General features: G+C 37.5%; 35 protein-coding genes. 3 read left to right on the plus strand and 32 right to left on the minus strand.

Annotated elements, in window-relative coordinates; translation table 11 throughout:
- Nucleotides 1–49 precede the first annotated feature (49 nt).
- Nucleotides 50–1,378 (minus strand): signal recognition particle protein, encoded by a 1,329-nt coding sequence (gene ffh / locus B4F31_RS06800; protein ID WP_075324925.1) that lies wholly within the window; start codon nucleotides 1,376–1,378, stop codon nucleotides 50–52.
- Nucleotides 1,379–1,614: 236 nt separating this feature from the next.
- Entirely contained in the window at nucleotides 1,615–3,396 is a 1,782-nt protein-coding gene (gene argS / locus B4F31_RS06805; protein WP_075324926.1) for an arginine--tRNA ligase, read from the minus strand.
- Between the two features lie 181 nt (nucleotides 3,397–3,577).
- On the opposite strand from argS, the gene B4F31_RS06810 reads away from it, so the two are divergent.
- Nucleotides 3,578–4,003 (plus strand): hypothetical protein, encoded by a 426-nt coding sequence (locus B4F31_RS06810; RefSeq protein WP_075327852.1) that lies wholly within the window; start codon nucleotides 3,578–3,580, stop codon nucleotides 4,001–4,003.
- 6 nt (nucleotides 4,004–4,009) lie between these two features.
- On the opposite strand, the gene B4F31_RS06815 is transcribed toward B4F31_RS06810, so the two are convergent.
- Nucleotides 4,010–4,213 (minus strand): hypothetical protein, encoded by a 204-nt coding sequence (locus tag B4F31_RS06815; RefSeq protein ID WP_075324927.1) that lies wholly within the window; start codon nucleotides 4,211–4,213, stop codon nucleotides 4,010–4,012.
- Between the two features lie 69 nt (nucleotides 4,214–4,282).
- On the opposite strand from B4F31_RS06815, the gene B4F31_RS06820 reads away from it, so the two are divergent.
- Nucleotides 4,283–5,728, plus strand: coding sequence for an SDR family oxidoreductase (locus B4F31_RS06820; RefSeq protein WP_093304264.1), 1,446 nt, complete (start codon nucleotides 4,283–4,285; stop codon nucleotides 5,726–5,728).
- A 73-nt stretch (nucleotides 5,729–5,801) separates the two neighbouring features.
- Complete coding sequence (locus B4F31_RS06825; protein WP_093304261.1) at nucleotides 5,802–7,292, plus strand: BCCT family transporter; 1,491 nt, start codon at nucleotides 5,802–5,804, stop codon at nucleotides 7,290–7,292.
- Between the two features lie 172 nt (nucleotides 7,293–7,464).
- Here B4F31_RS06825 and ctlX read toward each other — a convergent pair whose 3' ends face one another.
- From ctlX to rplV, 29 genes are all read right to left on the minus strand, one after another.
- Nucleotides 7,465–8,391 carry a citrulline utilization hydrolase CtlX gene (gene ctlX, locus B4F31_RS06830; RefSeq protein WP_075324929.1) on the minus strand — a complete coding sequence of 309 codons (927 nt, stop codon included), beginning with the start codon at nucleotides 8,389–8,391 and terminating at the stop codon, nucleotides 7,465–7,467.
- A 3-nt stretch (nucleotides 8,392–8,394) separates the two neighbouring features.
- Nucleotides 8,395–9,321, minus strand: a complete 927-nt coding sequence (locus tag B4F31_RS06835; RefSeq protein WP_286760960.1) for a dimethylarginine dimethylaminohydrolase family protein — start codon at nucleotides 9,319–9,321, stop codon at nucleotides 8,395–8,397.
- A 68-nt stretch (nucleotides 9,322–9,389) separates the two neighbouring features.
- On the minus strand, nucleotides 9,390–10,673 hold the full coding sequence (locus B4F31_RS06840) for a citrate synthase (protein WP_286760961.1): 1,284 nt from the start codon (nucleotides 10,671–10,673) through the stop codon (nucleotides 9,390–9,392).
- A 200-nt stretch (nucleotides 10,674–10,873) separates the two neighbouring features.
- Nucleotides 10,874–12,160 carry a phosphopyruvate hydratase gene (eno, locus tag B4F31_RS06845; RefSeq protein WP_075324932.1) on the minus strand — a complete coding sequence of 429 codons (1,287 nt, stop codon included), beginning with the start codon at nucleotides 12,158–12,160 and terminating at the stop codon, nucleotides 10,874–10,876.
- Between the two features lie 346 nt (nucleotides 12,161–12,506).
- Nucleotides 12,507–13,043, minus strand: coding sequence for a hypothetical protein (locus B4F31_RS06850; protein WP_075324933.1), 537 nt, complete (start codon nucleotides 13,041–13,043; stop codon nucleotides 12,507–12,509).
- A 112-nt stretch (nucleotides 13,044–13,155) separates the two neighbouring features.
- Nucleotides 13,156–14,268: a glutamine-hydrolyzing carbamoyl-phosphate synthase small subunit gene (gene carA, locus B4F31_RS06855; protein ID WP_286760962.1), complete on the minus strand. Its 1,113-nt coding sequence runs from the start codon at nucleotides 14,266–14,268 to the stop codon at nucleotides 13,156–13,158.
- A 165-nt stretch (nucleotides 14,269–14,433) separates the two neighbouring features.
- A complete protein-coding gene (rplQ, locus tag B4F31_RS06860; protein ID WP_075324935.1) occupies nucleotides 14,434–14,943 on the minus strand; it encodes a 50S ribosomal protein L17 in 510 nt (169 codons plus the stop codon).
- Nucleotides 14,944–15,012: 69 nt separating this feature from the next.
- Nucleotides 15,013–16,005 carry a DNA-directed RNA polymerase subunit alpha gene (locus B4F31_RS06865; RefSeq protein WP_075324936.1) on the minus strand — a complete coding sequence of 331 codons (993 nt, stop codon included), beginning with the start codon at nucleotides 16,003–16,005 and terminating at the stop codon, nucleotides 15,013–15,015.
- A gap of 20 nt (nucleotides 16,006–16,025) precedes the next feature.
- Nucleotides 16,026–16,631 carry a 30S ribosomal protein S4 gene (gene rpsD, locus B4F31_RS06870; RefSeq protein ID WP_075324937.1) on the minus strand — a complete coding sequence of 202 codons (606 nt, stop codon included), beginning with the start codon at nucleotides 16,629–16,631 and terminating at the stop codon, nucleotides 16,026–16,028.
- An 87-nt stretch (nucleotides 16,632–16,718) separates the two neighbouring features.
- On the minus strand, nucleotides 16,719–17,105 hold the full coding sequence (rpsK, locus tag B4F31_RS06875; RefSeq protein WP_037319270.1) for a 30S ribosomal protein S11: 387 nt from the start codon (nucleotides 17,103–17,105) through the stop codon (nucleotides 16,719–16,721).
- Between the two features lie 8 nt (nucleotides 17,106–17,113).
- On the minus strand, nucleotides 17,114–17,488 hold the full coding sequence (rpsM, locus tag B4F31_RS06880; protein WP_075324938.1) for a 30S ribosomal protein S13: 375 nt from the start codon (nucleotides 17,486–17,488) through the stop codon (nucleotides 17,114–17,116).
- Between the two features lie 2 nt (nucleotides 17,489–17,490).
- Complete coding sequence (gene ykgO / locus B4F31_RS06885) at nucleotides 17,491–17,607, minus strand: type B 50S ribosomal protein L36 (protein WP_013305171.1); 117 nt, start codon at nucleotides 17,605–17,607, stop codon at nucleotides 17,491–17,493.
- A 118-nt stretch (nucleotides 17,608–17,725) separates the two neighbouring features.
- Complete coding sequence (gene infA / locus B4F31_RS06890; protein ID WP_013073244.1) at nucleotides 17,726–17,941, minus strand: translation initiation factor IF-1; 216 nt, start codon at nucleotides 17,939–17,941, stop codon at nucleotides 17,726–17,728.
- Nucleotides 17,942–17,943: 2 nt separating this feature from the next.
- Nucleotides 17,944–19,281: a preprotein translocase subunit SecY gene (gene secY / locus B4F31_RS06895; protein WP_075324939.1), complete on the minus strand. Its 1,338-nt coding sequence runs from the start codon at nucleotides 19,279–19,281 to the stop codon at nucleotides 17,944–17,946.
- 11 nt (nucleotides 19,282–19,292) lie between these two features.
- The gene (gene rplO, locus B4F31_RS06900; RefSeq protein WP_075324940.1) at nucleotides 19,293–19,745 is read right to left on the minus strand and encodes a 50S ribosomal protein L15; all 453 of its coding nucleotides are present in this window, start codon (nucleotides 19,743–19,745) and stop codon (nucleotides 19,293–19,295) included.
- Between the two features lie 9 nt (nucleotides 19,746–19,754).
- Entirely contained in the window at nucleotides 19,755–19,937 is a 183-nt protein-coding gene (gene rpmD / locus B4F31_RS06905) for a 50S ribosomal protein L30 (RefSeq protein ID WP_075324941.1), read from the minus strand.
- 13 nt (nucleotides 19,938–19,950) lie between these two features.
- Complete coding sequence (rpsE, locus tag B4F31_RS06910; protein ID WP_075324942.1) at nucleotides 19,951–20,475, minus strand: 30S ribosomal protein S5; 525 nt, start codon at nucleotides 20,473–20,475, stop codon at nucleotides 19,951–19,953.
- 6 nt (nucleotides 20,476–20,481) lie between these two features.
- On the minus strand, nucleotides 20,482–20,835 hold the full coding sequence (gene rplR, locus B4F31_RS06915; protein WP_075324943.1) for a 50S ribosomal protein L18: 354 nt from the start codon (nucleotides 20,833–20,835) through the stop codon (nucleotides 20,482–20,484).
- 12 nt (nucleotides 20,836–20,847) lie between these two features.
- On the minus strand, nucleotides 20,848–21,390 hold the full coding sequence (gene rplF, locus B4F31_RS06920; RefSeq protein WP_075324944.1) for a 50S ribosomal protein L6: 543 nt from the start codon (nucleotides 21,388–21,390) through the stop codon (nucleotides 20,848–20,850).
- 19 nt (nucleotides 21,391–21,409) lie between these two features.
- Complete coding sequence (rpsH, locus tag B4F31_RS06925; protein ID WP_075324945.1) at nucleotides 21,410–21,808, minus strand: 30S ribosomal protein S8; 399 nt, start codon at nucleotides 21,806–21,808, stop codon at nucleotides 21,410–21,412.
- A 66-nt stretch (nucleotides 21,809–21,874) separates the two neighbouring features.
- Nucleotides 21,875–22,144 carry a 30S ribosomal protein S14 gene (rpsN, locus tag B4F31_RS06930; protein WP_057482226.1) on the minus strand — a complete coding sequence of 90 codons (270 nt, stop codon included), beginning with the start codon at nucleotides 22,142–22,144 and terminating at the stop codon, nucleotides 21,875–21,877.
- A gap of 2 nt (nucleotides 22,145–22,146) precedes the next feature.
- Nucleotides 22,147–22,698, minus strand: a complete 552-nt coding sequence (rplE, locus tag B4F31_RS06935) for a 50S ribosomal protein L5 (RefSeq protein ID WP_075324946.1) — start codon at nucleotides 22,696–22,698, stop codon at nucleotides 22,147–22,149.
- Nucleotides 22,699–22,700: 2 nt separating this feature from the next.
- Nucleotides 22,701–23,012, minus strand: a complete 312-nt coding sequence (gene rplX, locus B4F31_RS06940) for a 50S ribosomal protein L24 (protein WP_075324947.1) — start codon at nucleotides 23,010–23,012, stop codon at nucleotides 22,701–22,703.
- A gap of 12 nt (nucleotides 23,013–23,024) precedes the next feature.
- Entirely contained in the window at nucleotides 23,025–23,393 is a 369-nt protein-coding gene (gene rplN / locus B4F31_RS06945; RefSeq protein ID WP_075324948.1) for a 50S ribosomal protein L14, read from the minus strand.
- Nucleotides 23,393–23,650: a 30S ribosomal protein S17 gene (gene rpsQ, locus B4F31_RS06950; protein ID WP_037319236.1), complete on the minus strand. Its 258-nt coding sequence runs from the start codon at nucleotides 23,648–23,650 to the stop codon at nucleotides 23,393–23,395. Before rpsQ ends, rplN begins: the two co-directional genes overlap by 1 nt.
- Nucleotides 23,651–23,668: 18 nt before the next feature.
- Entirely contained in the window at nucleotides 23,669–23,860 is a 192-nt protein-coding gene (gene rpmC, locus B4F31_RS06955) for a 50S ribosomal protein L29 (protein ID WP_037319233.1), read from the minus strand.
- Between the two features lie 12 nt (nucleotides 23,861–23,872).
- Nucleotides 23,873–24,292: a 50S ribosomal protein L16 gene (gene rplP, locus B4F31_RS06960; RefSeq protein ID WP_057482229.1), complete on the minus strand. Its 420-nt coding sequence runs from the start codon at nucleotides 24,290–24,292 to the stop codon at nucleotides 23,873–23,875.
- A 19-nt stretch (nucleotides 24,293–24,311) separates the two neighbouring features.
- Nucleotides 24,312–25,031, minus strand: a complete 720-nt coding sequence (gene rpsC / locus B4F31_RS06965; RefSeq protein ID WP_075324949.1) for a 30S ribosomal protein S3 — start codon at nucleotides 25,029–25,031, stop codon at nucleotides 24,312–24,314.
- Between the two features lie 7 nt (nucleotides 25,032–25,038).
- Entirely contained in the window at nucleotides 25,039–25,446 is a 408-nt protein-coding gene (rplV, locus tag B4F31_RS06970; protein WP_075324950.1) for a 50S ribosomal protein L22, read from the minus strand.
- Nucleotides 25,447–25,450: the final 4 nt, after the last annotated feature.

Here is a 25,450-nt window from a genome sequence, read left to right on the forward strand (position 1 = left end):
TTGCGATTTGTTTTTCATTAATTCCCCCCTTTGGGGGTTAGGGGGCTTTTTACTTCATTCCCTTCATCATTTGCATCATCTTCTGGCCGCCGCCACCTTGCATCATCTTCATCATTTTACCCATCTGGTTGAATTGCTTCAACAATTGGTTAACTTCCTGTACCGATGTTCCCGAACCTTTACTAATTCGTTTCTTTCGGCTGGAATTTATAACTTTTGGATTGCTTCTTTCTTCGGGAGTCATCGAGTGAATTATTGCTTCAATTCCTTTAAAGGCATCATCATCAATATCTACATCTTTCAGCATTTTTCCGGCTCCCGGAATCATTCCCATAAGGTCTTTCATAGACCCCATTTTCTTGATTTGCTGTAATTGCTTCAGGAAATCGTCAAAACCAAACTGGTTCTTGGCAATTTTCTTCTGAAGTTTTCTTGCTTCCTCTTCATCATATTGTTCCTGGGCACGTTCCACAAGAGACACCACATCTCCCATCCCAAGAATCCTATCGGCCATACGGTCTGGATAGAACACATCTAGTGCGTCCATTTTCTCACCGGTACCAATAAATTTAATAGGCTTATTAACTACAGATTTAATGGAAATCGCCGCACCACCACGAGTATCACCATCTAATTTTGTAAGGATTACCCCATCAAAATTCAACCTTTCATTAAAAGTTTTGGCTGTATTCACCGCATCCTGACCCGTCATAGAATCTACCACGAATAAAGTCTCGTGCGGTTGGATTGCTTCGTGGATATTGGATATCTCGGTCATCATCGCCTCATCTACAGCTAAACGACCCGCGGTATCTATAATAACCACATTGTGGCCATTTTGCTTAGCGTGTGCAATGGCAGCTTTAGAAATAGCAACCGGATCCTGGTTACCTTCATCTGAAAACACCTCAACGCCAACCTGCTCACCAACTACGTGTAACTGGTTGATCGCTGCAGGACGATAAACATCACAAGCAACCAAAAGTGGTTTTTTGGTCTTTTTAGTTTTTAGAAAATTAGCAAGTTTTCCAGAGAAAGTTGTTTTACCACTACCCTGTAATCCAGACATAAGAATAATAGAAGGATCTCCGGAAAGATTAATTCCTTCGGCTTCCCCACCCATTAACTGGGTAAGTTCATCCTTCACCAATTTCACCATCATCTGGCCTGGTTTCAGAGCGGTTAAAACGTCTTGACCAAGCGCTTTTTCCTTTACGGTATTGGTAAAGTCTTTGGCAATTTTATAGTTCACATCGGCATCCACCAAAGCACGTCTCACTTCTTTTAAAGTTTCGGCAACGTTTACCTCGGTAATTTGCCCGTGGCCTTTTAAAACGTGTAAGGCATTATCTAACTTATCACTTAAACTATCAAACATAATTTTTCCTATGGTTTAATTTCCCATAAAGGGTATAATTCTGCCGAGGCTCGCCCCGATATTTTGAAAACTTTTTTCAATTTAAACCTTCAGGACTTATCCCGAGGTTTTATTCTCCGTTTTTCAACGAATTGCAAATTTAATGATTTGAGCCTGAAGTGAAAACTTTTTATTTCACCTCATTTTAAATATTTAATCTATCTTTTTATTCTCCTTTCGGGGACAAGGGGGGCTTTCTACATTCTTTCTGGCACCTGGATTCCCAATAAGCCAAAAGAAGATTTTATAACATTCCCAACACTATTGGCCAATTGCACTCTTAAAATTTTTTCGGTAATATCCTCAGTACCAAGGATAGTTACATTTTGATAAAATGAATTGAATTCTTTTACCAGATCGTACGTGTAGTTAGCAATCAACGCCGGACTATGATTTTCTGCCGCCAACTGAATTGTTTCAGGATATAACTGAAGCTGCTTGATTAACGAACGTTCTTTTTCGTGAAATTCATAGCCATCGGCTACCGGTTTCTTAAAGTCGAAATCGGCTTTCCTGATTATAGATTGAATTCTCGCGTAAGTATATTGAATAAACGGACCGGTATTCCCCTGGAAATCTACAGATTCTTCAGGATTAAAGAGAATTCGTTTTTTAGGATCTACTTTTAAAATATAATATTTCAAAGCCCCTAAACCAATAATTCGGTAGAGCTCTTCTTTTTCAACTTCGGTATAACCGTCTAATTTCCCTAATTCTTCAGAAATATTTCTGGCAGTTTCGGTCATTTCAGCAATAAGATCATCGGCATCTACAACGGTTCCTTCCCTACTTTTCATTTTTCCGCTAGGTAAATCTACCATTCCGTAGCTTAAATGATATAGATAATCTGCCCAATCAAATCCGAGTTTCTTCAGAATTAAAAACAAAACTTTAAAGTGATAATCCTGTTCGTTTCCTACGGTATAAACCATCCCACTAATATCAAAATCCTTTACCCTTTGAATAGCGGTTCCAATATCCTGCGTCATATAAACAGCAGTCCCATCGCTTCGTAAAACGATTTTTTCATCCAGGCCTTCATCGGTAAGATCTATCCAAACACTACCGTCTTCTTTTTTATAAAAAACACCTTTTTCAAGTCCCTGGTTCACCACGTCTTTCCCAAGCAGGTAAGTATCGCTTTCGTAATAATTTTTGTCGAAATCTACGCCTAAAGCATCGTAGGTTTTTTCAAAGCCATCATAAACCCATTGGTTCATTTTTTCCCAAAGTGCAACCACTTCTGGATCGCCGGCTTCCCATTTTAGCAACATTTGCTTGGCTTCCACCAAAATTGGTGCTTCAGCTTTCGCGGCTTCTTCAGAAATTCCTTTGGTTTCGATTAATTCGGAAATTTCCTTTTTGTATTCCTGGTCAAACTTTACGTAGTAATTCCCAACCAGTTTATCTCCTTTTATGCCCACAGATTGGGGAGTTTCTCCATTCCCGAAGCGCTCCCATGCCAGCATAGATTTACAAATATGAATCCCACGATCGTTAATAATCTGGGTCTTATAGGCTTTATTTCCGGCAGCACTTAAAATTTCGGCAACAGAAAATCCTAAAAGTATATTCCTAATATGCCCTAAGTGCAAAGGTTTATTGGTATTTGGCGAAGAATATTCAACCATAATTCCTTTAGCATCTTCAGCGGCGGGAAGTATCCCAAAATCTTTTCTATCTTTCATTTCAATGAAGAAATCTAGAAAATAAGCATCGCTTAAAACAATGTTCAAAAAGCCTTTCACCACATTAAATCCAGAAACTTCAGCAACATTTTCAGTTAAATAATTTCCAATTTCTTCACCCAATTTCACAGGATTGGTTTTGAGCGTTTTCAGCATTGGGAAAGTCACCAAAGTAATATCTCCTTCAAAATCCTTGCGCGTAGGCTGAAATTCTAAGTGATCAATTTCAACATCATAGATCTTTTTAACAGCATCTTTTACGTGGGTAGAAAGGGTACTTTGGAGTTTCATTTTTTACTTTTATTTGTTGTTTTAAGCCCTGCAAAGATAACAGAAAATAGGCTTTTGCCTATAATTTACTCGATAATCGAGATTAAATGCACCGAGACTTGTTTCGAAATTGTAAATTATTTTTTCTTATTACTTCATGAGCATGTCCCGAAGTAATTTACTTATCTTTAAACAAAAAGCTATGTTATTAAATATCTCTTATAACCGCAGTAAAACCAAAGAGAAAATTGATAAGGAAGTTGGCAAGCCTTTTACGCTGCTTGCGCGAATGAAATTAAACGGCACAGGGTCTCCAAAACTACATATTACCGAGACAAGTATTGATATTCATAACTTATTGGTTCTGGATAATAATGCCAATACCTGTAATGTTGAAATGCGGCCCAACGGAATTATCGTGATGTTTAGGTCTTTACTGGAAACCTACGCGCTGGTTATTCCTTATTATAAACTTCATCTTTATAAGGGCAAAGCTGAAGAATATTCTATCTATAAAGATCATTCTAAAATTAAGGTAAAGGCCGATACGCCTGCGATACATAAATATTTTAAAAAGATTTTGGATTATAAAGCCGATAATGCACTTACCCAAATAGGTGATCTTTAGGTTTGTTTAGCGTTTCCCAAAAGCGAGGCCACCTATAAGAGCCAAAATACCAAAACCTATCATAGCGTAAGATTGTGTATTATCGCCGTGAGCTTCAATTTGGAGAGGTCCGGCATCGAGAGCAAATTCTGGTGTAATTAGCCGGTATAACCCATAAGCAATCATTCCAACACCAATTACTAAAAGCACTATTTTCAGGACGTTATTCATTTTATAAAGTTTTACTAATCAAAATGAAAAGTACTAATTTAATTGGTACTTTAAGCTTAAAATCTTTCTATGAGAATTCTTCTAACAGGTGCTAACGGATATATTGGGATGCGTATGCTCCCCGAACTTCTTGAAAAAGGGCACGAAGTAATTTGTGCGGTTAGAAATAAAAACCGCTTTACCTCTAACGAGGAATTACTGGAAAAAGTAGAGATCGTAGAACTCGATTTTTTAAAAGATGAAGAAGCACCAGCTATAATAAAAAATATAGATGTAGCCTATTATCTTATTCATTCTATGAGTGGTTCTACAGATAATTTTGACACGCAGGAATCCCAGGCCGCAGAAAATTTTAATAAAATTATGGCCGGCACCTCGGTGAAGCAGGTAATTTATTTAAGCGGAATTATAAACGAAGAAGAACTATCCAAACATTTAAAATCAAGAAAAAAAGTTGAAGAAATCCTTTATAAAGGAAATTTTAACCTTACTGTTTTAAGGGCGGCGATTATTGTAGGCTCGGGCAGTTCTTCATTTGAAATAATAAGAGATTTATGTGAAAAATTACCGGTAATGATCACCCCAAGCTGGGTAGAAACTAAATGCCAGCCAATTTCTATTCGGGATATTATTAAATTTCTAACCGGCGTTATTGGAAAAGAAGAATGCTATAATGAATCTTTTGATGTTGGCGGTCCAGATGTGCTCACTTACAAGGAAATGATGCTGAAATATGCCGAAGTGAGAAAACTTAAATTATGGATTTTAAGTGTTCCGGTAATGTCGCCAAAATTATCTTCCTACTGGCTTTATTTTGTAACCTCAACCTCGTACAAACTTGCACAAAACCTGGTAGATAGTATGCGGGTTGAAGTAATTACCAATGACACTCGTTTACAGGAAATACTCAACATTGAACCCATTTCTTATACCGAAGCTATTGAACTGGCCTTCTATAAAATTGAACAAAACCAGGTTATTTCCAGCTGGAAAGACTCGTTAAGCAGCGGCCGTTTTCGTAAAGAATTAAATAAATACATACAGGTACCAAAATATGGATGTCTCCAGGATAAACAAGCCGCCAAAGTGGAAAATCCCGAAGAAGTACTGGAACGCATTTGGGCTATTGGCGGACTAAATGGTTGGTATTACGGAAATTGGTTATGGAAATTTCGTGGTTATATAGACAAACTTTTTGGCGGGGTGGGTTTACGCCGCGGAAGAACACACCCTAATAAAATTGCCTCAGGCGATTCTTTAGATTTTTGGCGTGTACTTTTAGCCGATAAAGAGGAAAAAAGACTCTTACTTTTTGCCGAAATGAAAGTTCCCGGCGAGGCCTGGTTAGAGTTTTGTATCGATAAAGAAAATGTGCTGCACCAAACCGCCACGTTTAGACCCAAAGGTATTTGGGGCCGGTTATATTGGTATGCAATGTATCCCTTTCACTATTTTATTTTTGAAGGAATGCTGAATAAAATTGCTAAAGGCGAACCCAAAAAACAAATAGCCTGATTCTTTCTGAATTGTTTAAATTTGAAAAAACTACCTGTTGAAGAACTAATTATAACCTGAAAAGCAATAAATTTTGAAGCACCTTTTTCAAGCTTTTCTAAGAAATCCGCTGCTTTATATCGCTTCTGGGATTCTGTTTTTTCTTGCGCTTTTTATCTTTTTCTTTACTGAATTTTTCTATGAATTAATAGAAACCGGTTCCCTTTGGGTTCGGGAGTATTTCGGCAGATTTTATCTATGGCTGGGATTGTTGTGCGTATTCTTCCTCATTTTTATCGCTTTTTCAAGGTTTGGAAAAATAAGATTGGGAAATTCCCCGCCGGAATTTGACCGACTTTCCTGGATTGCCATGTTATATAGTGCCGGAATGGGCGCCGGTATTCTACTAAGAGCAGTGCAGGAACCGGTGTTTATGTTTTTAAATTCGCCTATAGAAACAACTTCTTCTTCTCAAGTAATCGCTTTAGAATATACATTCTATCAATGGGGTTTTACTGCCTGGGCGTTCTATGGAATTTTCGCATTACTCATCGCCTACGCTCTTTTTGTAAGAAAATCTGATATTCTTTTAGGCAGCAGCTTACCCCAACTTAAAACGATAAAATATTTGTCGCAAGGCGTAAATCTGCTCACTATTCTCACCACTGTTTTTGGCCTGGTAGCGGCAATAGGTTTGGGAACCACTCAAATTGAAGGTGGCATTAGTCATCTTACTTCAACACCCGCCGGAACCTTATGGATAACAATTCTGCTAGTTTTTCTAGTTTGTCTATTAGCTTTTATTTCGGCTTTTGCCGGAATTAAAAAAGGGATAAAACGAATTTCAAACTGGAATATTTATGTAACTGTTATTTTAATGTTTTTCGTGTTTTTCCAGGTAGATATATTAAATGTTTTCAGTCAGTTTTTTGAATCAATTTACAGCTACATTATAGATTTTGTTCCGCTTAGTTTAGCACTGGGAAAATACAATCCCGGAAAAGAATTTTTAACCGACTGGACTTATTATTACTGGGCGTTTTGGGTAGCCTGGGCACCTTTTACCGGAATTTTTATTGCCAGAATTTCAAAAGGTAGAAATATCAGGGAAATGATTTTAGGAGTTTTGCTCATTCCCTCCCTGGGAAGTTTTTTCTGGTTTAGTGTCTTTGGTTCTGCTTCTTTTGATCTTATTGAAAATATGGATTCTTACAGCGGTGAATTTGATAATGTATTTACTTCTTTATTTCGTTTTTTCGAAGCCTTTCCTTTATCTAATTTCACAAATATTGTAACGATAATTTTACTGATTAGTTTTCTGGTAACCTCTGTAGATTCGGCTATCTATGTTCTCAGTATGTTTAGTGATAAAGGAAAGGAACACCCGAGGAAAAAATTCAGGTTTATCTGGGCGGTACTGATCCTTCTTTTTTCAGAAGCAATAATTCTGCTGGGAAATATAAAACCTAATAGCGATGTACTCACCGCCATGCAGAAGTTTTTAATTATAAGTTCCCTTCCTTTTGCTTTTTTTACCGCAGGGATTATGGTCTTGTTTTTAAGGGAGTTGTATAAGAAGTATTAAACCCCTCCGGCCTGTGGCCACCTCCCTTTGAAAAAAAGGTTAGGAACTTCAAAATCGTCATTCTGAACTTGTTTCAGGATCTAAGTTGTTTATACTCTACATCATGTTAGAAGCTGAAATAAATTCAGCTTGACGAAGATCTTTAATTATTTTTTCTGAAAAATATGTAAAACTAAGCTTTTGGCAAGAAAATCTCGGCCATCATACAACGGGCGCTGCCGCCTCCGCAGGTTTCAATTACATCCAGGTCACTGCTTAGAATTTCGCAATGCTTTTCAATTTTACTTAGTTGATCCTGGTTTAGACTTTTATGAGCTCTGGCGCTCATAACCAAATACTTTTTATCAAAAGCACCCTGTACCTGTAACATATTTCCGGCAAATTCGTGCATTTGGGCTTCAGTAATTGCAATTATTTCTTTACCATCTTCTTTTAAATGTTTAAGCACATTTTTACGCTCTTTGCTATCGTCTATGGTATCCAGACAGATAACTGCAAAATTTTCAGCTAAACACATCATCACATTAGTGTGATAAATGGCTTTTCTTTTTCCGCCTACACTTTGGTTTGCATTAAAAATAACCGGGGTGAATTCAAAATCTTCACAGAATTCTATCAAAAGGTCTTCATCGGCGCGGGGCGATAGAGCACAATAGGCTTTTTGGTTTTGTCTATCTAACAAAAGGCTGCCTGTGCCTTCAAGGAATAAATCGTGCTCTTCAGCCGAAGTGTAATCTACTAATTGGGTAATCTTAAAACCGTTTTCTTCCAATTTCGCAAAATACTCCATTCGGCGCTCTTTTCTCCTGTTTTCAGCAAACATAGGATATAGAGCAATGTGTCCATTTTCGTGAAAAGAAACCCAATTATTCGGAAAAATAGAATCGGGAGTATCATCTTCCTGCTTATCGTCTACCACAATAACATTCACTCCCACTTTTTTAAGTTTTGAAGCAAACTCATCAAATTCAGCCTGGGCTCGTTCATTTACATTATCGGCAGTAAGATCTTTTTGAAAATAATTATTAACCGCGGTTTGCTCGTTCATTCTAAACGCAACCGGGCGCACCATTAAAATTGTATCTGTAATCTGTCTCATAATCTATTCTCTTATTAACGGTAAAGTTGAACAACGCAAAAGTCCTTCTTGCTTAGAAATTTCGGCATAAGGCACTTCTTCTACAGTAATGCCCTGCTCTCTTAACCAGGCATTTAATCTTGTAAAATTCTTTTCTGAAATCACTACATCTTCATCAATAGAAAATATATTAGAATTCATATAATACATTTCATCCCGGGAGATTTCGAAAACATTTTCTTTTCCAAAGAGATTTACCAGCCAGTTATACTCTTCTTCTTCCAGAAAACCGTTTCTATGAATTATAGCCTTGCCTTTTCCCACCGGCTGAAAGCAACAATCTAAATGCAAAGCATTATCACGAGGTTCAGTATTAGATTTTCTTAAGTTGAAAGAAACCACTTTTTTATGCGGAAATAACTCTTGTAAAGCTTCTACCGCCTGCACGTTGGTACGCGCCGTGATATAATCTTTATAATCTGCACCGCGGTAGGTGCCCACCAGGATATAATCTCCCAACGGCATAACATCACCACCTTCTATATGCGCTTCCTCAGGCAACTGAAGTATTTTTGAAGGATCTATTTGCTTAATTACGTGACTAATAGCTTCAATTTCCTGTTCGCGATCTGGTAAAATATTTGATTTTATAAATTTATCTTCTATTACAAAAGCAATATCGCGGGTAAAAATCTGGTTATAATCTTTTATAACTTTTGGTCTAAAAACCTGCACTTTGTACTTCTCCAGTATTTTGGCAACGGCTTCCATTTCCTCTACCATATCCTCTTCTTTGGGATAGGAACCCATCCTGATGAATTCGGCTGATTTTGGGTCGTAAGCCTCTTCAAGAGATGGAACGGGACCGTTACTTTCTGCTGTGCCTAAAACCACCGCTTTAAGGCGGGAAGTCTCATTATTGATATTCAATTTCACAAGTAAAATTTTCATCAAATATAGAAAAAGCTTCATACGATGATGAAGCTTTTTCCGAATTTATTAATATATGTAAGATATTCTTATCTTTTCTCAACCTCTTTAAATTCACGCAGGTTTGCACCGGTGTAAATTTGGCGTGGACGGCCAATTGGTTCTTTCATTAACCTCATTTCTCTCCACTGCGCAATCCATCCCGGAAGTCTACCAAGTGCGAACATTACGGTAAACATTTCTACTGGAATTCCCAATGCACGGTAAATAATTCCTGAATAGAAATCTACGTTTGGATATAATTTTCTATCTACAAAATATTGATCTTCTAAAGCTTCTTTTTCAAGACCTTTGGCGATATCCAAAACAGGATCGTCTACACCCAGTTGGGCAAGAACTTCATCGGCAGATTTCTTGATAATCTTAGCTCGTGGATCAAAGTTTTTATAAACACGGTGACCAAAGCCCATTAGACGGAAAGGATCTTCCTTGTCTTTAGCTTTTGCCATAAATTTCTTAGTATCACCACCATCTTCTTTAATTCTTTCCAGCATTTCTATCACCGCCTGGTTTGCACCACCATGAAGTGGCCCCCAAAGTGCAGAAATTCCTGCTGAAATTGAAGCAAAAAGACCTGCGTGAGAAGAACCTACCATTCTTACCGTAGAGGTAGAACAGTTTTGTTCATGATCTGCGTGCAGAATTAATAATTTATCTAAAGCATCAATAACCTCTTTGTCTACTTTGTAACTCTTTCCAGGTTTTTCGAACATCATTTTATGGAGGTTCTCCACATACCCAAGCGAGTCGTCACCGTAATTTAGCGGAAGACTATTTTTCTTTCTAAGTGTCCAGGCTGCAAGAACCGGGAATTTACCAAGAATTTTTACTATAGCCTTATACATATCTTCTGCAGAATCTACATTTACTGAAGAAGGGTTAAATGCAATAAGCGCACTGGTTAAAGATGAAAGAACGCCCATTGGGTGAGCCGATTTTGGAAAACCATCAAGGATTTTCTTCATCTCTTCATCTACCGTAGACTCCTCCTTAATATCGGCATAAAACTTATCTAATTGGGTTTTAGTTGGTAATTCCCCAAAAATAAGAAGGTAGGCTACTTCAAGAAAATCGGCTTTTTCTGCCAGGGCTTCTATAGAGTAGCCGCGGTATCTTAAAATACCTTCTTCTCCGTTAAGAAAAGTAATGGCACTCTCACAACTTCCTGTATTTTTATAACCACGATCCAGGGTAATAACACCTGCTTCAGCTCGCAGTTTCTTAATATCTATTCCCAGTTCGTTTTCAGTTCCTTCTACAACGGGAAATTCGTATTTTTTCCCATCTATTTCAATCGTCGCAACTTTTGACATATCTTAATTTTATATACTTGATTCAACTATTTTTTCGAGAGTTGCTAATTTAAGAAATCTACTGTTAATTTTGCGTTAAGCAGCGATAAGATTTTCACTGAAACAAGGGATTTTGAAAGGTTTTTTGCTGAATTATCTCAAAAAAAAATCCCTTTTGAAATTTCTTCAAAAGGGATTTGATTTTTATTAGAATCCTGTAATTAGATTTTAAAAGCTTTACGCTTTGGGAAATAGGCTACTTCGCCAAGTTCCTCCTCAATTCTAATTAACTGGTTGTATTTTGCCATACGGTCACTTCTTGAAGCTGAACCGGTTTTTATCTGCCCGGTATTTAAAGCTACAGCAAGATCGGCAATAGTATTATCTTCTGTCTCTCCAGAACGGTGTGACATTACTGAAGTAAAGCCGGCGTTGTGCGCCATATTTACTGCTGCAATAGTTTCAGTTAAGGTACCAATTTGGTTTACTTTAATAAGGATTGAATTTGCAATTCCTTCTTCAATTCCTCTTGAAAGTCTTTCTACGTTAGTAACAAAAAGATCGTCACCAACCAACTGAACTTTATCTCCAATCTTATCGGTTAAGGCTTTCCAACCATCCCAGTCATTTTCATCCATTCCATCTTCAATAGAAATAATAGGATATTTAGAAGAAAGTTCGGCAAGATACTCAGCTTGTTCCTCGCTAGATCTTATTTTTCCGCCTTCACCTTCAAATTTCTTATAATCGTATTTTCCATTTTCATAGAATTCTGCTGCGGCACAATCCAGAGCGATCATCACTTCGTCGCCACCTTTGTAACCCGCATTTTCTATGGCCTTAAGAATAGTATCTAAAGCATCTTCTGTCCCGTCTAAAGTTGGAGCAAACCCACCTTCATCACCAACAGCAGTACTTAAACCACGATCGTGTAGCACTTTTTTAAGATGGTGGAAGATCTCAGTTCCCATTTTTAGAGCGTGAGAAAAGCTTTCGGCTTTTACAGGCATAATCATAAATTCCTGAAAAGCGATAGGAGCATCACTATGTGAACCACCATTAATAATATTCATCATTGGTACCGGAAGCGTATTGGCACTAACACCGCCAATGTAACGGTACAACGGCAAACCAAGTTCGTTAGCCGCAGCTTTGGCCACAGCAAGCGAAACACCTAAAATTGCATTCGCACCAAGTTTCGCTTTATTTGGCGTTCCGTCTATTTCAATCATCGCCCTATCAATTAGGTTTTGTTCAAAAACAGAATAACCCAATAATTCTTCAGCAATTACATCATTTACATTTTCTACGGCTTTGGTTACCCCTTTGCCCATATAATCATCGCCACCATCACGAAGTTCTACAGCTTCGTGCTCTCCGGTAGAAGCTCCAGAAGGCACTGCTGCTCTTCCTAAAATTCCATTCTCGGTTAAAACATCTACTTCTACGGTTGGATTTCCTCTTGAGTCAAAAATCTGACGGGCGTGAATATTTATTATTACACTCATAATCTTTTTTAATTAGTTAATTGATTTGAATGCAAGATACAAATTGAAGCCTAAAAAATCGAGGGAAACAGGTAGTTTTAAAGCATTTATAACATTATGGAAACACGAAATGGTTTTCTAAAAGAAAGTGTTTAAAAGAATCTCAGGAAATAGTAAGATTTTTTATGAATTTACCGAAAACTGAAATAGAATAACATTTTATAAAATTCAGAAGATTTTAAATGCCGAAATTATTTGAAAAATAATTTTAGTCATTTCCTGAAGCAAAAGGATTGTAGTAAAAACGAAAACCCAGCCCAATGACAGAAGTTGAAGTTGACTGTATAAACGCATCTTCTGAAGAAAATTAGTTTGAAAGAAGCCATCCAAGCCTAATTCCTATGATTGGTGAAAAATATGAATCACCCAATTCATCAAAACCATATCCAGCTCCTAAATTTAGGTCTAATTTAAAACCGCTGCCATAGTAACGTTGCAAACCCCAAACCGGCCCTATAACTCCAAAATAATCGGCAGTATATTCAATATTCCCAATAATAGGTTTTCCCGATTGGAGGTTACCACTTAGTGCTATATAATTGGCGCTATTATTTTTTACTCTTTTATTCTTTTCAATTCTATTTTTAAAATTATAATAATAACGATACTGAGCAGAAAAGACGGGGAAAATACCAAAAAAATCTCCCGCTGAACCGGTACCAAAAGCAATACCTGAGCCAGCTCTTAAATCAATTGTAGTAGAATTTGTAAGTCCGAATTCGTATTCTAAACCGGGAGTTAAGATGTTTACTGATAAAAGTCCGTCTTCAACCGAAGCCTGATCTTGTGCATTAATGAATAGAAATGAGAAGAGAAAAAAGCTGAGTAGTAATAATTTTTTCATTGATGATTTTTTGATGAATGAGATCGCAATTTAGAATAAATTCACTTTTAAGAAAAGAAAAGCCCAAAATCTTTAAATTTTGGGCTTTTTATTCAAATTTTATAAAAAATATTTAAGCTTTCACTCTCTTTATTCGATCCATAAATTCATCAAAAAGGTAACTGGCATCATGAGGCCCCGGACTTGCTTCCGGGTGGTATTGTACCGAGAAACAGTTTTTATTTTTCATCGCGATTCCACCAACAGTATCGTCGTTTAAGCAAATATGAGTGATTTCCACTTCATTATTTGCTTCAGTTTCTGCTTTATCTACCGAGAAACCGTGGTTTTGAGAAGTGATTTCTCCTTTTCCTGTTTTAAGGTTTTTAACCGGGTGGTTTATCCCGCGGTGACCGTGATGCATTTTATAGGTTTTAATTCCATTTGCAATGGCGATTATCTGGTGCCCCAAACAAATACCAAACAACGGATGATCTTTTTCTATAATCGTTTTTGTAAGATTAATAGCACTATCTAAAGGGGCGGGATCTCCGGGACCGTTAGAAAGAAAATAACCATCTGGATTCCATTCACTCATTTCTTCGTAAGTAGCATTGTATGGAAACACTTTTACATACACATCACGTTGATCAAAATTGCGAAGAATATTCTTTTTTATGCCAACATCAAGCGCAGCGATTTTATAAGTTGCATTTTCATTCCCGAAATAATAAGGTTCTTTAGTTGAAACTTTAGAAGCTAATTCCAAACCATTCATATCAGGAACTTCAGCAAGTTCTTTTTTTAGGCCTTCAATATTATCAACATCAGTAGAAATAATTGCATTCATTGCACCATTTTCCCGAATATAAGTTACAAGGGCTCGTGTATCTACATCGGAAATTGCGAAAAGATTACTATCATCTAAAAATTCCTGAAGTGATTTGTTTGCAGCCGGGCGGGAATGGGTATAACTAAAATTCTTACAGATAAGTCCGGAGATCTTAGCTTTATCAGATTCACTTTCTTCGGCTAGAGTTCCATAATTCCCAATGTGGGCATTGGTGGTAACCATAAGTTGGCCATAATAGGAAGGATCTGTAAAGATCTCCTGGTAACCGGTCATACCGGTGTTAAAACAAACTTCACCTACGGCTTTACCATCTTTGTCTCCAACAGCCTTACCGTGAAAGATAGTACCGTCTTCCAGTAGGATAATCGCTTTTTTTCGGGTTTGATATTTCATTTTGCTTTATTTGTTGTGTTGCTGGGATTTCCGCAGCTACGGAAATTTTTTTAATCTTTAGATTTCCGCCTTCGCGGAAATGACTATTTCACTTTAATATATAAAAAAAGGATAAACCCTGAGAGTTTATCCTTTTTAAAAATTAGAACTTTAAAAGATTCATTTCTATTCCTCTTTTTTGTCTTCTTTATTTTCTGAAGATTTCTCTTCTGTTTTTCCTTCTGCCTTTGGAGCATTTGGAGTAGCTTCAGTAGATTTCTTTCTACCCGCTCTACGTGTAGATTTCTTCTTCTCTGTTTTACCAAGTTTATAAGTTTCGTTGTAATCAACTAACTCAATAAGGGCCATATCGGCATTATCTCCAAGACGGTTACCTAATTTAATTACCCTTGTGTATCCACCCGGGCGGTCACCAACTTTAGGAGCTACCTCACGAAACAATTCGGCTACAGCTTCCTTTTGGCGAAGTTTACTAAATACTAACCTACGGTTGTGGGTTGTATCTTCTTTAGACTTAGTTACCAAAGGCTCTACAAAAACTTTTAAAGCTTTTGCTTTAGCTACGGTGGTATTGATTCTCTTGTGCTCTATAAGAGAGCAGGCCATATTGGCTAGCATAGACTTCCTGTGAGCGGTCTTTCTACCTAAATGGTTTGTTTTCTTTCCGTGTCTCATTGTTTTGTTCTTAATTCATTTTCCCAAAGCGCGATCTTTTGCCGGCTTTTATGGAAAACTACTTATATATTAGTCCTTATCTAATTTGTATTTTGAAAGGTCCATACCAAAGTTAAGTCCTTTGTTACTTACCAGTTCTTCAAGCTCTGTCAAAGATTTCTTTCCGAAGTTTCTAAACTTCATCAAGTCGTTTTTGTTGTATGAAACAAGGTCTCCTAGAGTATCAACTTCAGCCGCTTTTAAGCAATTTAAAGCTCTTACTGAAAGATCCATATCTACCAACTTAGTTTTTAACAACTGTCTCATGTGAAGAGATTCTTCATCATAAGTTTCAGTTTGTGCTATCTCATCAGCTTCAAGCGTAATACGCTCGTCAGAGAATAGCATAAAGTGGTGGATAAGTGTTTTTGCAGCTTCAGTAAGTGCATCTTTTGGATGTATAGAGCCATCGCTTACGATTTCAAAAACCAATTTTTCATAATCGGTTTTTTGTTCTACACGATAGTTTTCAATGCTATACTTTACGTTCTTTATTGGTGTATAAATAGAATCTGTAAATATAGTTCCAAGAGGTGCGTTGGCTTTTTTGTTTTCTTCGGCCGGAACATAACCTCTACCTTTCTCTATGGTCATTTCCATATTCAGGTTAACTTTCTTATCTGCAGTACAAATAACCTGATCTGGGTTTAGTACCTGAAAGCCTGAAATGAATTTTTGAAAGTGACCGGCAGTAATTTGTTCTTCTCCAGATACAGAAATGGTAACGGCTTCGTTATCTATTTCATCAATTTGCCTTTTGAACCTAACTTGTTTAAGATTCAGGATAATTTCTGTTACGTCTTCAACAACTCCAGGAATAGCGGAGAATTCGTGATCTACGCCTTCTATACGAATTGAAGTGATTGCATAACCTTCTAACGAAGATAAAAGCACTCTCCTTAAAGCGTTACCAACGGTTAATCCATAGCCGGGCTCCAAAGGGCGAAATTCAAATTTCCCTTCGAAATCGGTTGAATCAATCATTATAACTTTATCGGGCTTCTGAAAATTTAGTATTGCCATATTACGACTTCTGTGAATTATTATTTCGAATATAATTCGACGATGAATTGTTCATTTATGTTTTCCGGAATCTGAATACGTCCGGGTACTGAAACAAAAGTTCCTTGTTTTGTTTCGTTATTCCAGGTAATCCATTCGTAAACACTGCTATTGTTAGCTAGTGAATCCTGAATAGCCTGTAAAGATTTTGATTTTTCACGAACACTTACTACATCACCAGGTTTCAATTGGTAAGAAGGTATATTCACCAACTCGCCATTTACCGTAATGTGCCTGTGAGATACAAATTGTCTTGCTGCGCTTCTAGTTGGGGCAATACCCATTCTATAAACTACGTTATCAAGACGTGATTCACAAAGTTGAAGTAGAACTTCACCAGTAATTCCCTGTGCTCTAGTAGCTTTCTTAAACATATTGCTAAACTGACGCTCAAGGATACCGTAAGTATATTTTGCTTTTTGCTTTTCCATTAACTGGATAGCATATTCAGATTTCTTTCCGCGACGACGGTTGTTACCGTGTTGTCCCGGAGGATAATTTCTTTTTTCAAAAGATTTATCGTCTCCAAAAATAGCTTCACCGAATTTACGGGCTATTTTAGTCTTTGGACCAGTATATCTTGCCATTAATTTAAATTTTAGAAGAAAGGGATTATGAATTAAGGTCTCTGTCCTTCGATAATCTTAACTCCTCTCTTATTATTATACTATTTATTAAACTCTACGTCTCTTAGGAGGACGACATCCATTGTGTGGTAATGGAGTAACATCAATAATTTCTGTTACCTCAATCCCGTTGTTATGAAGCGAACGAATAGCAGATTCTCTACCATTCCCCGGCCCTTTAACGTAAACTTTAACTTTGCGCAAACCAGCTTCGTGAGCTACTTTAGACGCGTCTTCTGCAGCTAACTGGGCAGCATAAGGAGTATTCTTTTTAGAACCTCTAAAACCCATTTTTCCTGCAGATGACCAAGCAATAACGTCTCCCTTTTTATTGGTTAGGGAAACAATAATGTTATTGAAAGAAGCCGTAACGTGTGCTTGCCCTACGGACTCCACGGTTACTTTACGCTTTTTTTGAACTGTCTTCTTTGCCATATTACTTACTATTTAGTTGCTTTCTTCTTGTTAGCAACTGTTTTTCTTCTACCTTTTCTGGTTCTTGAGTTATTTTTGGTTCTTTGACCTCTAAGTGGCAAACCACTTCTGTGGCGAATACCTCTATAGCATCCAATATCCATTAGACGCTTAATACTCATTTGAACTTCTGTACGTAATTCTCCTTCGATTGTAAATTCACCAACAGCTTCACGAATACGACCAATTTCTTCATCGTCCCAATCTGAAACTTTTTTGCTTTCATCTACTTTGGCCTGGCTAAGGATCTTTTGAGCCCTGCTTCTACCAATTCCGAAGATATAGGTCAATGCTATAACTCCTCGCTTTTGTTTAGGTATATCTACCCCTGCAATTCTTGCCATAATTAGCCTTGTCTTTGTTTAAATCTAGGATTCTTTTTGTTAATTACGTAAAGGCGCCCTTTTCTGCGTACAATTTTGCAGTCGGCACTTCTTTTTTTTACTGATGCTCTAACTTTCATCTCTTTAGTTTTTTTCAATTCACTGATTTTGAAATAGGCTCAAAATCAGGATTTCAGCATTCATATTTTTTTCAGGTTGCAAAAGTACTGAAAATTTTATAAATAGCTCAAATTACTTTTAGTATCTGTATGTTATACGAGCCTTACTTAAATCGTAAGGGCTCATTTCCAGTTTTACTTTATCTCCAGGTAACAATTTAATGTAGTGCATACGCATCTTCCCAGAGATATGAGCTGTCACAACGTGACCATTTTCCAATTCTACACGAAACATTGCATTAGATAATGCTTCTATAATTGTTCCGTCTTGTTCTATTGCCGGTTGTTTTGCCATAATTAAGCTACTGCTTTTCTGTTTTTACCTGTTTTCATTAATCCGTCGTAATGTCTATTCAGCAAGTAAGAGTTTACTTGTTGCATAGTATCTATTGCAACTCCAACCATAATTAAAAGCGAGGTTCCTCCAAAAAACAATGCCCATCCTTGTTGCACACCTAAGAGTTGCACCACAATCGCTGGGAACACAGCAATAAGCGCAAGGAAAATAGATCCTGGCAAGGTAATTTGAGACATAATTCTATCTAAAAACTCAGCGGTTTCAGTACCAGGACGAATGCCCGGAATAAATCCTCCACTTCGTTTTAGATCATCAGCCATCTTATTGGTAGGTACAGTAATCGCGGTATAGAAGTAAGTAAACACAATAATTAATAGTGCAAAAACTACATTATACCAAAACCCAAATATATCGCTAAAGGCAGCGGTAACCCCTTGTGCAGCATCAGAATCTGATAATCCTGCTACAGCAGCTGGGATAAACATAATTGCCTGCGCAAATATAATTGGCATTACACCTGAAGCATTAAGCTTAAGTGGAATGTACTGTCTTGATCCAAATACGTTTTTCTCGTAACCTCCAGAGGCGGTTCTTCTGGCATATTGCACCGGGATTTGGCGCACTGCCATCACCAACATTACCGAAGCAAGAATAATAGCAAACCAAATTACCAATTCAATAAGAATCATAATAAGGCCACCGTTAGATTCAAATACCCTGGAAGCGAATTCCTGAATAAATGCTTGTGGTAAGGTAGCAATAATACCTACCATAATTAATAGCGAAATACCATTACCAATACCTTTGTCGGTTATCTTTTCACCCAGCCACATTGCGAAAATGGTACCTGTAGTAAGAATTACTACTGCAGAAGCTACAAACGTAACAGTATCACCTAATAAAAAGGCTTGCTGCGGAAGTGTAGCAAAAAGGTTATAGATATAACCGGGTCCCTGTACTAATGTAATTGCAATAGTTAACCAACGGGTGATCTGATTGATCTTACGTCTACCACTTTCACCTTCTTTTTGCAGTTTTTGCAGGTAAGGTATAGCAATACCCATTAGCTGCACTACAATAGAAGCCGAGATATATGGCATAATTCCCAATGCAAATACAGAAGCATTAGAAAAAGCTCCACCTGTAAATGCGTTTAAGAGGCCTAAAAGACCTCCATCTGTTTGGGATGCCAGGTTAGATAGCTGCGAAGCATCTATCCCGGGAAGCACAACTTGCGCTCCAAAACGATAAACTAATAACAGACCGAGGGTTACTAAAATTCTATTTTTTAGCTCCTCGATCTTCCAAATATTTTTAATAGTATTGATGAATTTCATTTGGCTATCTATTATAAAGTAACAACTTCACCTCCAGCAGCTTCTATAGCTTCTTTAGCTGTGGCTGTAAATTTATGAACAGATATTTTCAACTTTGCCTTTAATTCACCTCTACCTAATATCTTTACTGGTTTGTTTTTACTCACAAGACCGTTTTCGATCAAAGTATCAACATCTACAGTATCTTTAATTTTACCTTCATCAACCAAACGCTGTAAGGTATCAAGGTTAACACCCTGGTATGCTACACGATTTCTGTTAGTGAAACCAAATTTTGGAACACGACGTTGAAGTGGCATCTGCCCTCCTTCAAAACCAATCTTCTTGGAGTAACCAGAACGAGATTTAGCCCCTTTGTGACCACGGGTGGCAGTACCACCTTTACCTGATCCTTCTCCACGGCCAACACGCTTGTTGTTACTCTTAACTGAACCTTTTGCAGGTTTTAAGTTATTTAATTCCATGTGAATTTATTATTTTGTTTCCTCAATGGAAACTAAATGTTTAACTTTATTTACCATACCAAGGATGTTTGGCGTATCGTTGTGCTCTACCGTTTGGCCAATTTTCTTAAGACCAAGAGACTCTAAAACCAGTTTCTGGTTTTTAGATCGGTTAATTGCACTCTTTACTTTTGTAACTTTTATCTTTCCCATCTTTCTCCTTGATTTATCCTTTAAAAACCTTTTCTAATGAAATACCACGTTGTTTAGCAACAGTATCCGCACTTCTTAATTGAAGTAGCGCATCAAAAGTAGCTTTTACCACGTTGTGTGGGTTTGAAGAACCCTGGTTTTTAGAAAGTACGTCGTGTACACCAACAGCTTCCAGTACGGCACGAATTGCACCACCGGCTATAATCCCGGTACCAGTTGCAGCAGGTAGCAAAAGAACTCTTGCTCCACCATACTTACCTTTTTGCTCATGAGGAAGGCTTCCTTTATGTAAAGGAATACGCACTAAATTCTTCTTTGCATCTTCCACAGCTTTAGAGATAGCATCGGCAACTTCTTTAGATTTACCTAAACCTTGCCCTACAACACCATTCTCATCTCCTACTACAACAATAGCAGAAAATCCAAAAGCTCTACCACCTTTGGTTACTTTGGTCACACGTTGTACTCCTACCAAACGGTCTTTTAATTCAAGTCCGCCCGGTTTTACATGTTCTACGTTTTTATAATCTTGATACATAATTTTCTAGAATTTTAGTCCTCCTTCTCGAGCACCTTCTGCTAATGATTTAACTCTTCCGTGATACAGGTAACCACCTCTGTCAAAAGAAATGGTTTCTACACCGGCTTTCAAAGCTTTTTCAGCAAGGGCTTTACCAACCAATTCTGCTTGTTTGGATTTATCACCTTCTACTGATACGCCCTTATCTCTTGAAGAGGCTGCAGCTAGTGTTTTTCCTTCTACGTCATCTATAATTTGAGCATAAATTTCTTTATTACTTCTAAATACAGATAATCTTGGACGGCTAGCGGTACCCGTAATTGACTTACGAACACGCTTTCTTATCTTATTTCGTCTATCTTGTTTTGAAACTGCCATATCTAAACTTTATTAAGCTGATTTACCTGCTTTTCTACGTAATTGTTCTCCAACATACTTAATACCTTTACCTTTATAAGGCTCTGGTGCTCTAAAGGAGCGTATTTTAGCAGCTACCTGGCCCACAAGTTGTTTATCGTAAGAAGTTAATTTCACGATTGGGTTTTTCCCTTTCTCAGAAATTGCTTCTACTTTAACTTCCGGTGCCAAATCTATTACAATATTATGGGAAAACCCAACGGCTAAATCTAATTTTTGTCCCTGGTTAGAAGCTCTATATCCAACTCCAACCAATTCTAAAGATTTTGTATATCCGTTAGTTACTCCTTCAATCATATTGTTTATCAAAGCACGATAAAGACCGTGTTTTGCTTTCTGATCACTTTTCTCTGAAGAACGTTCAAAAGTAATTACGCCATCTTCAATTTTTACATCAATGTCGCTAACTTCCTGCTTAAGTTCTCCTAATTTTCCTTTTACCGTTACAACGCCATCTTTAAGGTCTACATTTACACCTTCTGGAATTGTAATTGGGCTTTTACCTATTCTTGACATTTCTTTAGTCTTTTAAGTATTAGTAAACGTAACACAATACTTCACCACCAACTTTCTCGGCTTTAGCCTGCTTCCCGGTCATTACACCGTGAGAAGTAGAAACTATAGCGATACCAAGACCGTTTAAGATACGTGGCAATTCGTTAGCGCCGGCATACTTACGTAAACCAGGTTTACTTATTCTCTGGATATCTTTAATTACAGGTTCTTTTGTGATCTTGTCGTACTTAAGGGCAATTTTAATTGTTCCCTGGGCACTAGCATCATCAAACTTGTAACTAAGAATATATCCCTGATCGAATAATATTTTTGTAATCTCCTTTTTAAGGTTAGAAGCTGGTATTTCTACCACCCTGTGGTTTGCAGCCACAGCGTTCCTAACTCTTGTCAAATAATCTGCAATAGGATCTGTATTCATCTATCTTAATTTGCGGATGTGGTTTTCGTCCCGTCACTCGGGAGAACCTGCAACCAATTTATAATTTTACCAACTAGCTTTTCTAACTCCAGGAATTAATCCCTTATTAGCCATTTCTCTAAACATTACACGAGAAAGACCAAACTGTCTCATATAACCTTTTGGCCTACCAGTTAGCTTACAACGGTTATGCAAACGTACAGGAGAAGAATTTTTTGGTAATTTTTGTAGTGCTTCCCAATCGCCAGCTTCTTTTAAAGCCTCGCGTTTTTCAGCATACTTTTTTACCATTTTTTGTCTCTTCACCTCACGGGCTTTCATTGATTCTTTAGCCATAATTAATTCTTTTTAAAAGGTAATCCTAGTTCGGTTAACAACGATTTTGCTTCCTTATCGGTCTTGGCAGTAGTCACGAAGGTAATATCCATACCATTAATTCGGTTTACTTTATCAATATCAATCTCCGGAAAGATGATTTGCTCAGTAATTCCTAAATTATAGTTTCCTCTACCATCAAAACCATTAGCCTTAATCCCGTTAAAGTCACGAACACGTGGAAGTGCTGATGTGATTAAACGATCTAAGAATTCGTACATTCTGTATCCTCGCAAAGTTACTTTTGCCCCAATAGGCATACCTTTACGAAGTTTGAATGAAGCAACATCCTTTTTAGAAATGGTTTGCACCGCTTTTTGACCGGTAATTGTAGAAAGTTCATCTACAGCATGGTCAATTAGCTTTTTATCTGCTACAGCTGCACCAACGCCACGGCTCAAAACTATTTTTTCAAGTTTTGGGATCTCCATTACGTTAGCATAGCTAAATTCTTCTTTTAATGCAGGCTTTACTCGCTCTGCATATTCTGCTCTAAGTCTTGGTACGTATGCCATAACTAAATTACTTCATTAGATTTTTTGGAAAATCTTACTTTCTTTCCATCCTCTTCTTTATATCCAACTCTGGTAGTGTTACCATCTTTGTCTAACAAAGAAAGGTTAGAAATATGAATAGGAGCTTCTTTCTTTACAATACCACCTTGTGGGTTAGATGCACTTGGTTTCTCATGTTTTGAGATAGTGTTAACACCTTCCACGATGGCTTTATTCTTTTCTATGAGAACTTTTTGAACTTTACCTTCCTGACCTTTGTGGTCTCCAGCAATAACTCTTACAGTATCTCCAGTTTTTATTTTAAGCTTTCTCATCTTGTTAATGTATTAAAGCACCTCTGGTGCCAATGATACAATTTTCATGAATTGCTTATCACGAAGTTCTCTCGCAACCGGTCCAAATACACGAGTTCCGCGCATTTCTCCGGTTGGATTTAATAATACACAGGCATTATCATCAAAACGGATATAAGACCCGTCTGCTCTGCGTACTTCTTTCTTGGTACGAACAACAACTGCTGTTGAAACTGCACCTTTTTTGATATTTCCGTTAGGTGTAGCTTCTTTAACGCTGACAACTATTTTGTCCCCAACAGAAGCGTATCTTTTCTTTGTACCGCCCAATACACGTATGGTCAAAACTTCTTTTGCCCCGGTATTGTCTGCTACTCTTAGTCTAGACTCTTGTTGTACCATTACTTCGCTCTTTCAATTATTTCTACTAATCTCCAACATTTAGATTTACTTAAAGGTCTTGTTTCCATGATCCTTACAGTATCCCCTTCGTTGCAGTCGTTTGTTTCGTCGTGCGCTACGTATTTTTTCGTTTTTAAAACGAATTTTCCATACATAGGGTGTTTTACTTTCTTAACTTCAGAAACCACTATAGATTTCTGCATTTTATTACTTGTAACAACGCCTATACGCTCTTTTCTTAAATTTCTTTTTTCCATCTTTCAGCAGAATAACACTTATTGTTGTTCTCTTTTAGTTAACTCTGTAGCAAGTCTCGCTATAGTTCTTCGTACAGCTCTAAGCTGTATTGGGTTCTCTAATGGCGAAACTGCGTGAGCCATTTTCAAATCTGAATATGCTTTTCTAGATTTCCCAAGCTCTTCTTGTAATTCTGCCACAGACAGTTCTTTTACTTCTGATTGTTTCATAACTTTATAATATTAAGCTTGATAATCTCTAGCTACAATAAATTTGGTTCTTACCGGAAGTTTCTGTGCCGCAAGCCTTAAAGCTTCTTTAGCAACATCCATTGGTACTCCACCAATTTCAAACATAATTCTTCCTGGTTTTACAACAGCAGCCCAATATTCTACAGCACCTTTACCTTTACCCATACGTACCTCTAGAGGTTTCTTAGTGATAGGCTTGTCTGGAAATATTTTAATCCAGATAGAACCTTCCCTTTTCATATATCGGGTAGCAGCAATACGTGCAGCTTCTATTTGACGGGCAGTAATGAAACTAGAATCCATAGATTTAATTCCAAAGGTACCATTAGAGAGTCTATGCCCTCTTCCGGCGTTGCCTTTCATACGGCCCTTCTGCTGTTTACGGTATTTTGTTCTTTTAGGTTGTAACATTTTTCTTTACTTTAAAAAATTACTTTCTACGACGTGATTTGTTACCACCTCGCCCGGCTCCAGGTTTTCCTCCTTGTTTCTTGGACATTCCAACAAGTGGAGAAAGATCTCTTTTACCATAAACTTCGCCTTTCATGATCCATACCTTAACACCCAACCTACCATAAGTAGTGTGAGCTTCAACTAAAGCATAGTCAATATCGGCCCTAAAAGTAGACAGAGGAATTCTACCATCTTTGTATGCTTCTGAACGTGCCATTTCAGCACCATTTAAACGTCCGGAAATCTGAATTTTGATTCCTTCAGCATTCATTCTCATAGCAGCCGCGATAGCCATTTTAATTGCACGACGGTAAGAAATACGATTTTCAATTTGTCTTGCAACACTAGATGCTACTAAATGCGCATCAAGTTCTGGCCTCTTAATCTCAAAGATGTTAATTTGAACTTCCTTGTCGGTAATTTTCTTAAGTTCTTCTTTAAGCTTGTCTACCTCCTGGCCGCCTTTACCAATAATAATACCCGGTCTGGCAGTGGTGATAGTAACGGTTACAAGCTTAAGCGTACGCTCAATAATTACCCTGGATACACTCGCTTTAGAAAGACGAGCATGGATGTACTTTCTAATCTTATCGTCTTCGGCTAATTTGTCGCCGTAGTCATTTCCTCCATACCAGTTGGATTCCCATCCTCTTACGATACCGAGGCGATTCCCGATTGGATTTGTTTTTTGTCCCATACTCTACTTAGCTTTGTGTATTATTGTTTTCTCCAAGCACCAAAGTAACGTGGTTGGATCTCTTTCTAATTCTATGTGCGCGACCCTGTGGTGCAGGACGCAGCCTCTTAAGCATCGCTCCTCCATCTACACGGATTTCTTTTACAAACAATTCAGCATCTTCAATACTTGCATCTTCGTTTTTAGATTGCCAGTTGGCTATTGCAGAAAGCAATAATTTCTCTAAACGTCCAGAAGCTTCTTTTGAACTGAATTTTAATATTTGAAGCGCTTTTTCTACTTTCTCTCCTCTTACTAAATCCGCAACTAAGCGCATTTTTCTAGGCGAAGTAGGGCAGTTATTCAACTTTGCAAAAGCTACCTGTTTTTTGGCTTCTTTTATTTGCTCTGCTCTTTCTCTTTTACGAACTCCCATAGCT

It is taken from the genome of Salegentibacter sp. UBA1130 (assembly GCF_002311535.1).
Classification (GTDB): domain Bacteria; phylum Bacteroidota; class Bacteroidia; order Flavobacteriales; family Flavobacteriaceae; genus Salegentibacter; species Salegentibacter agarivorans.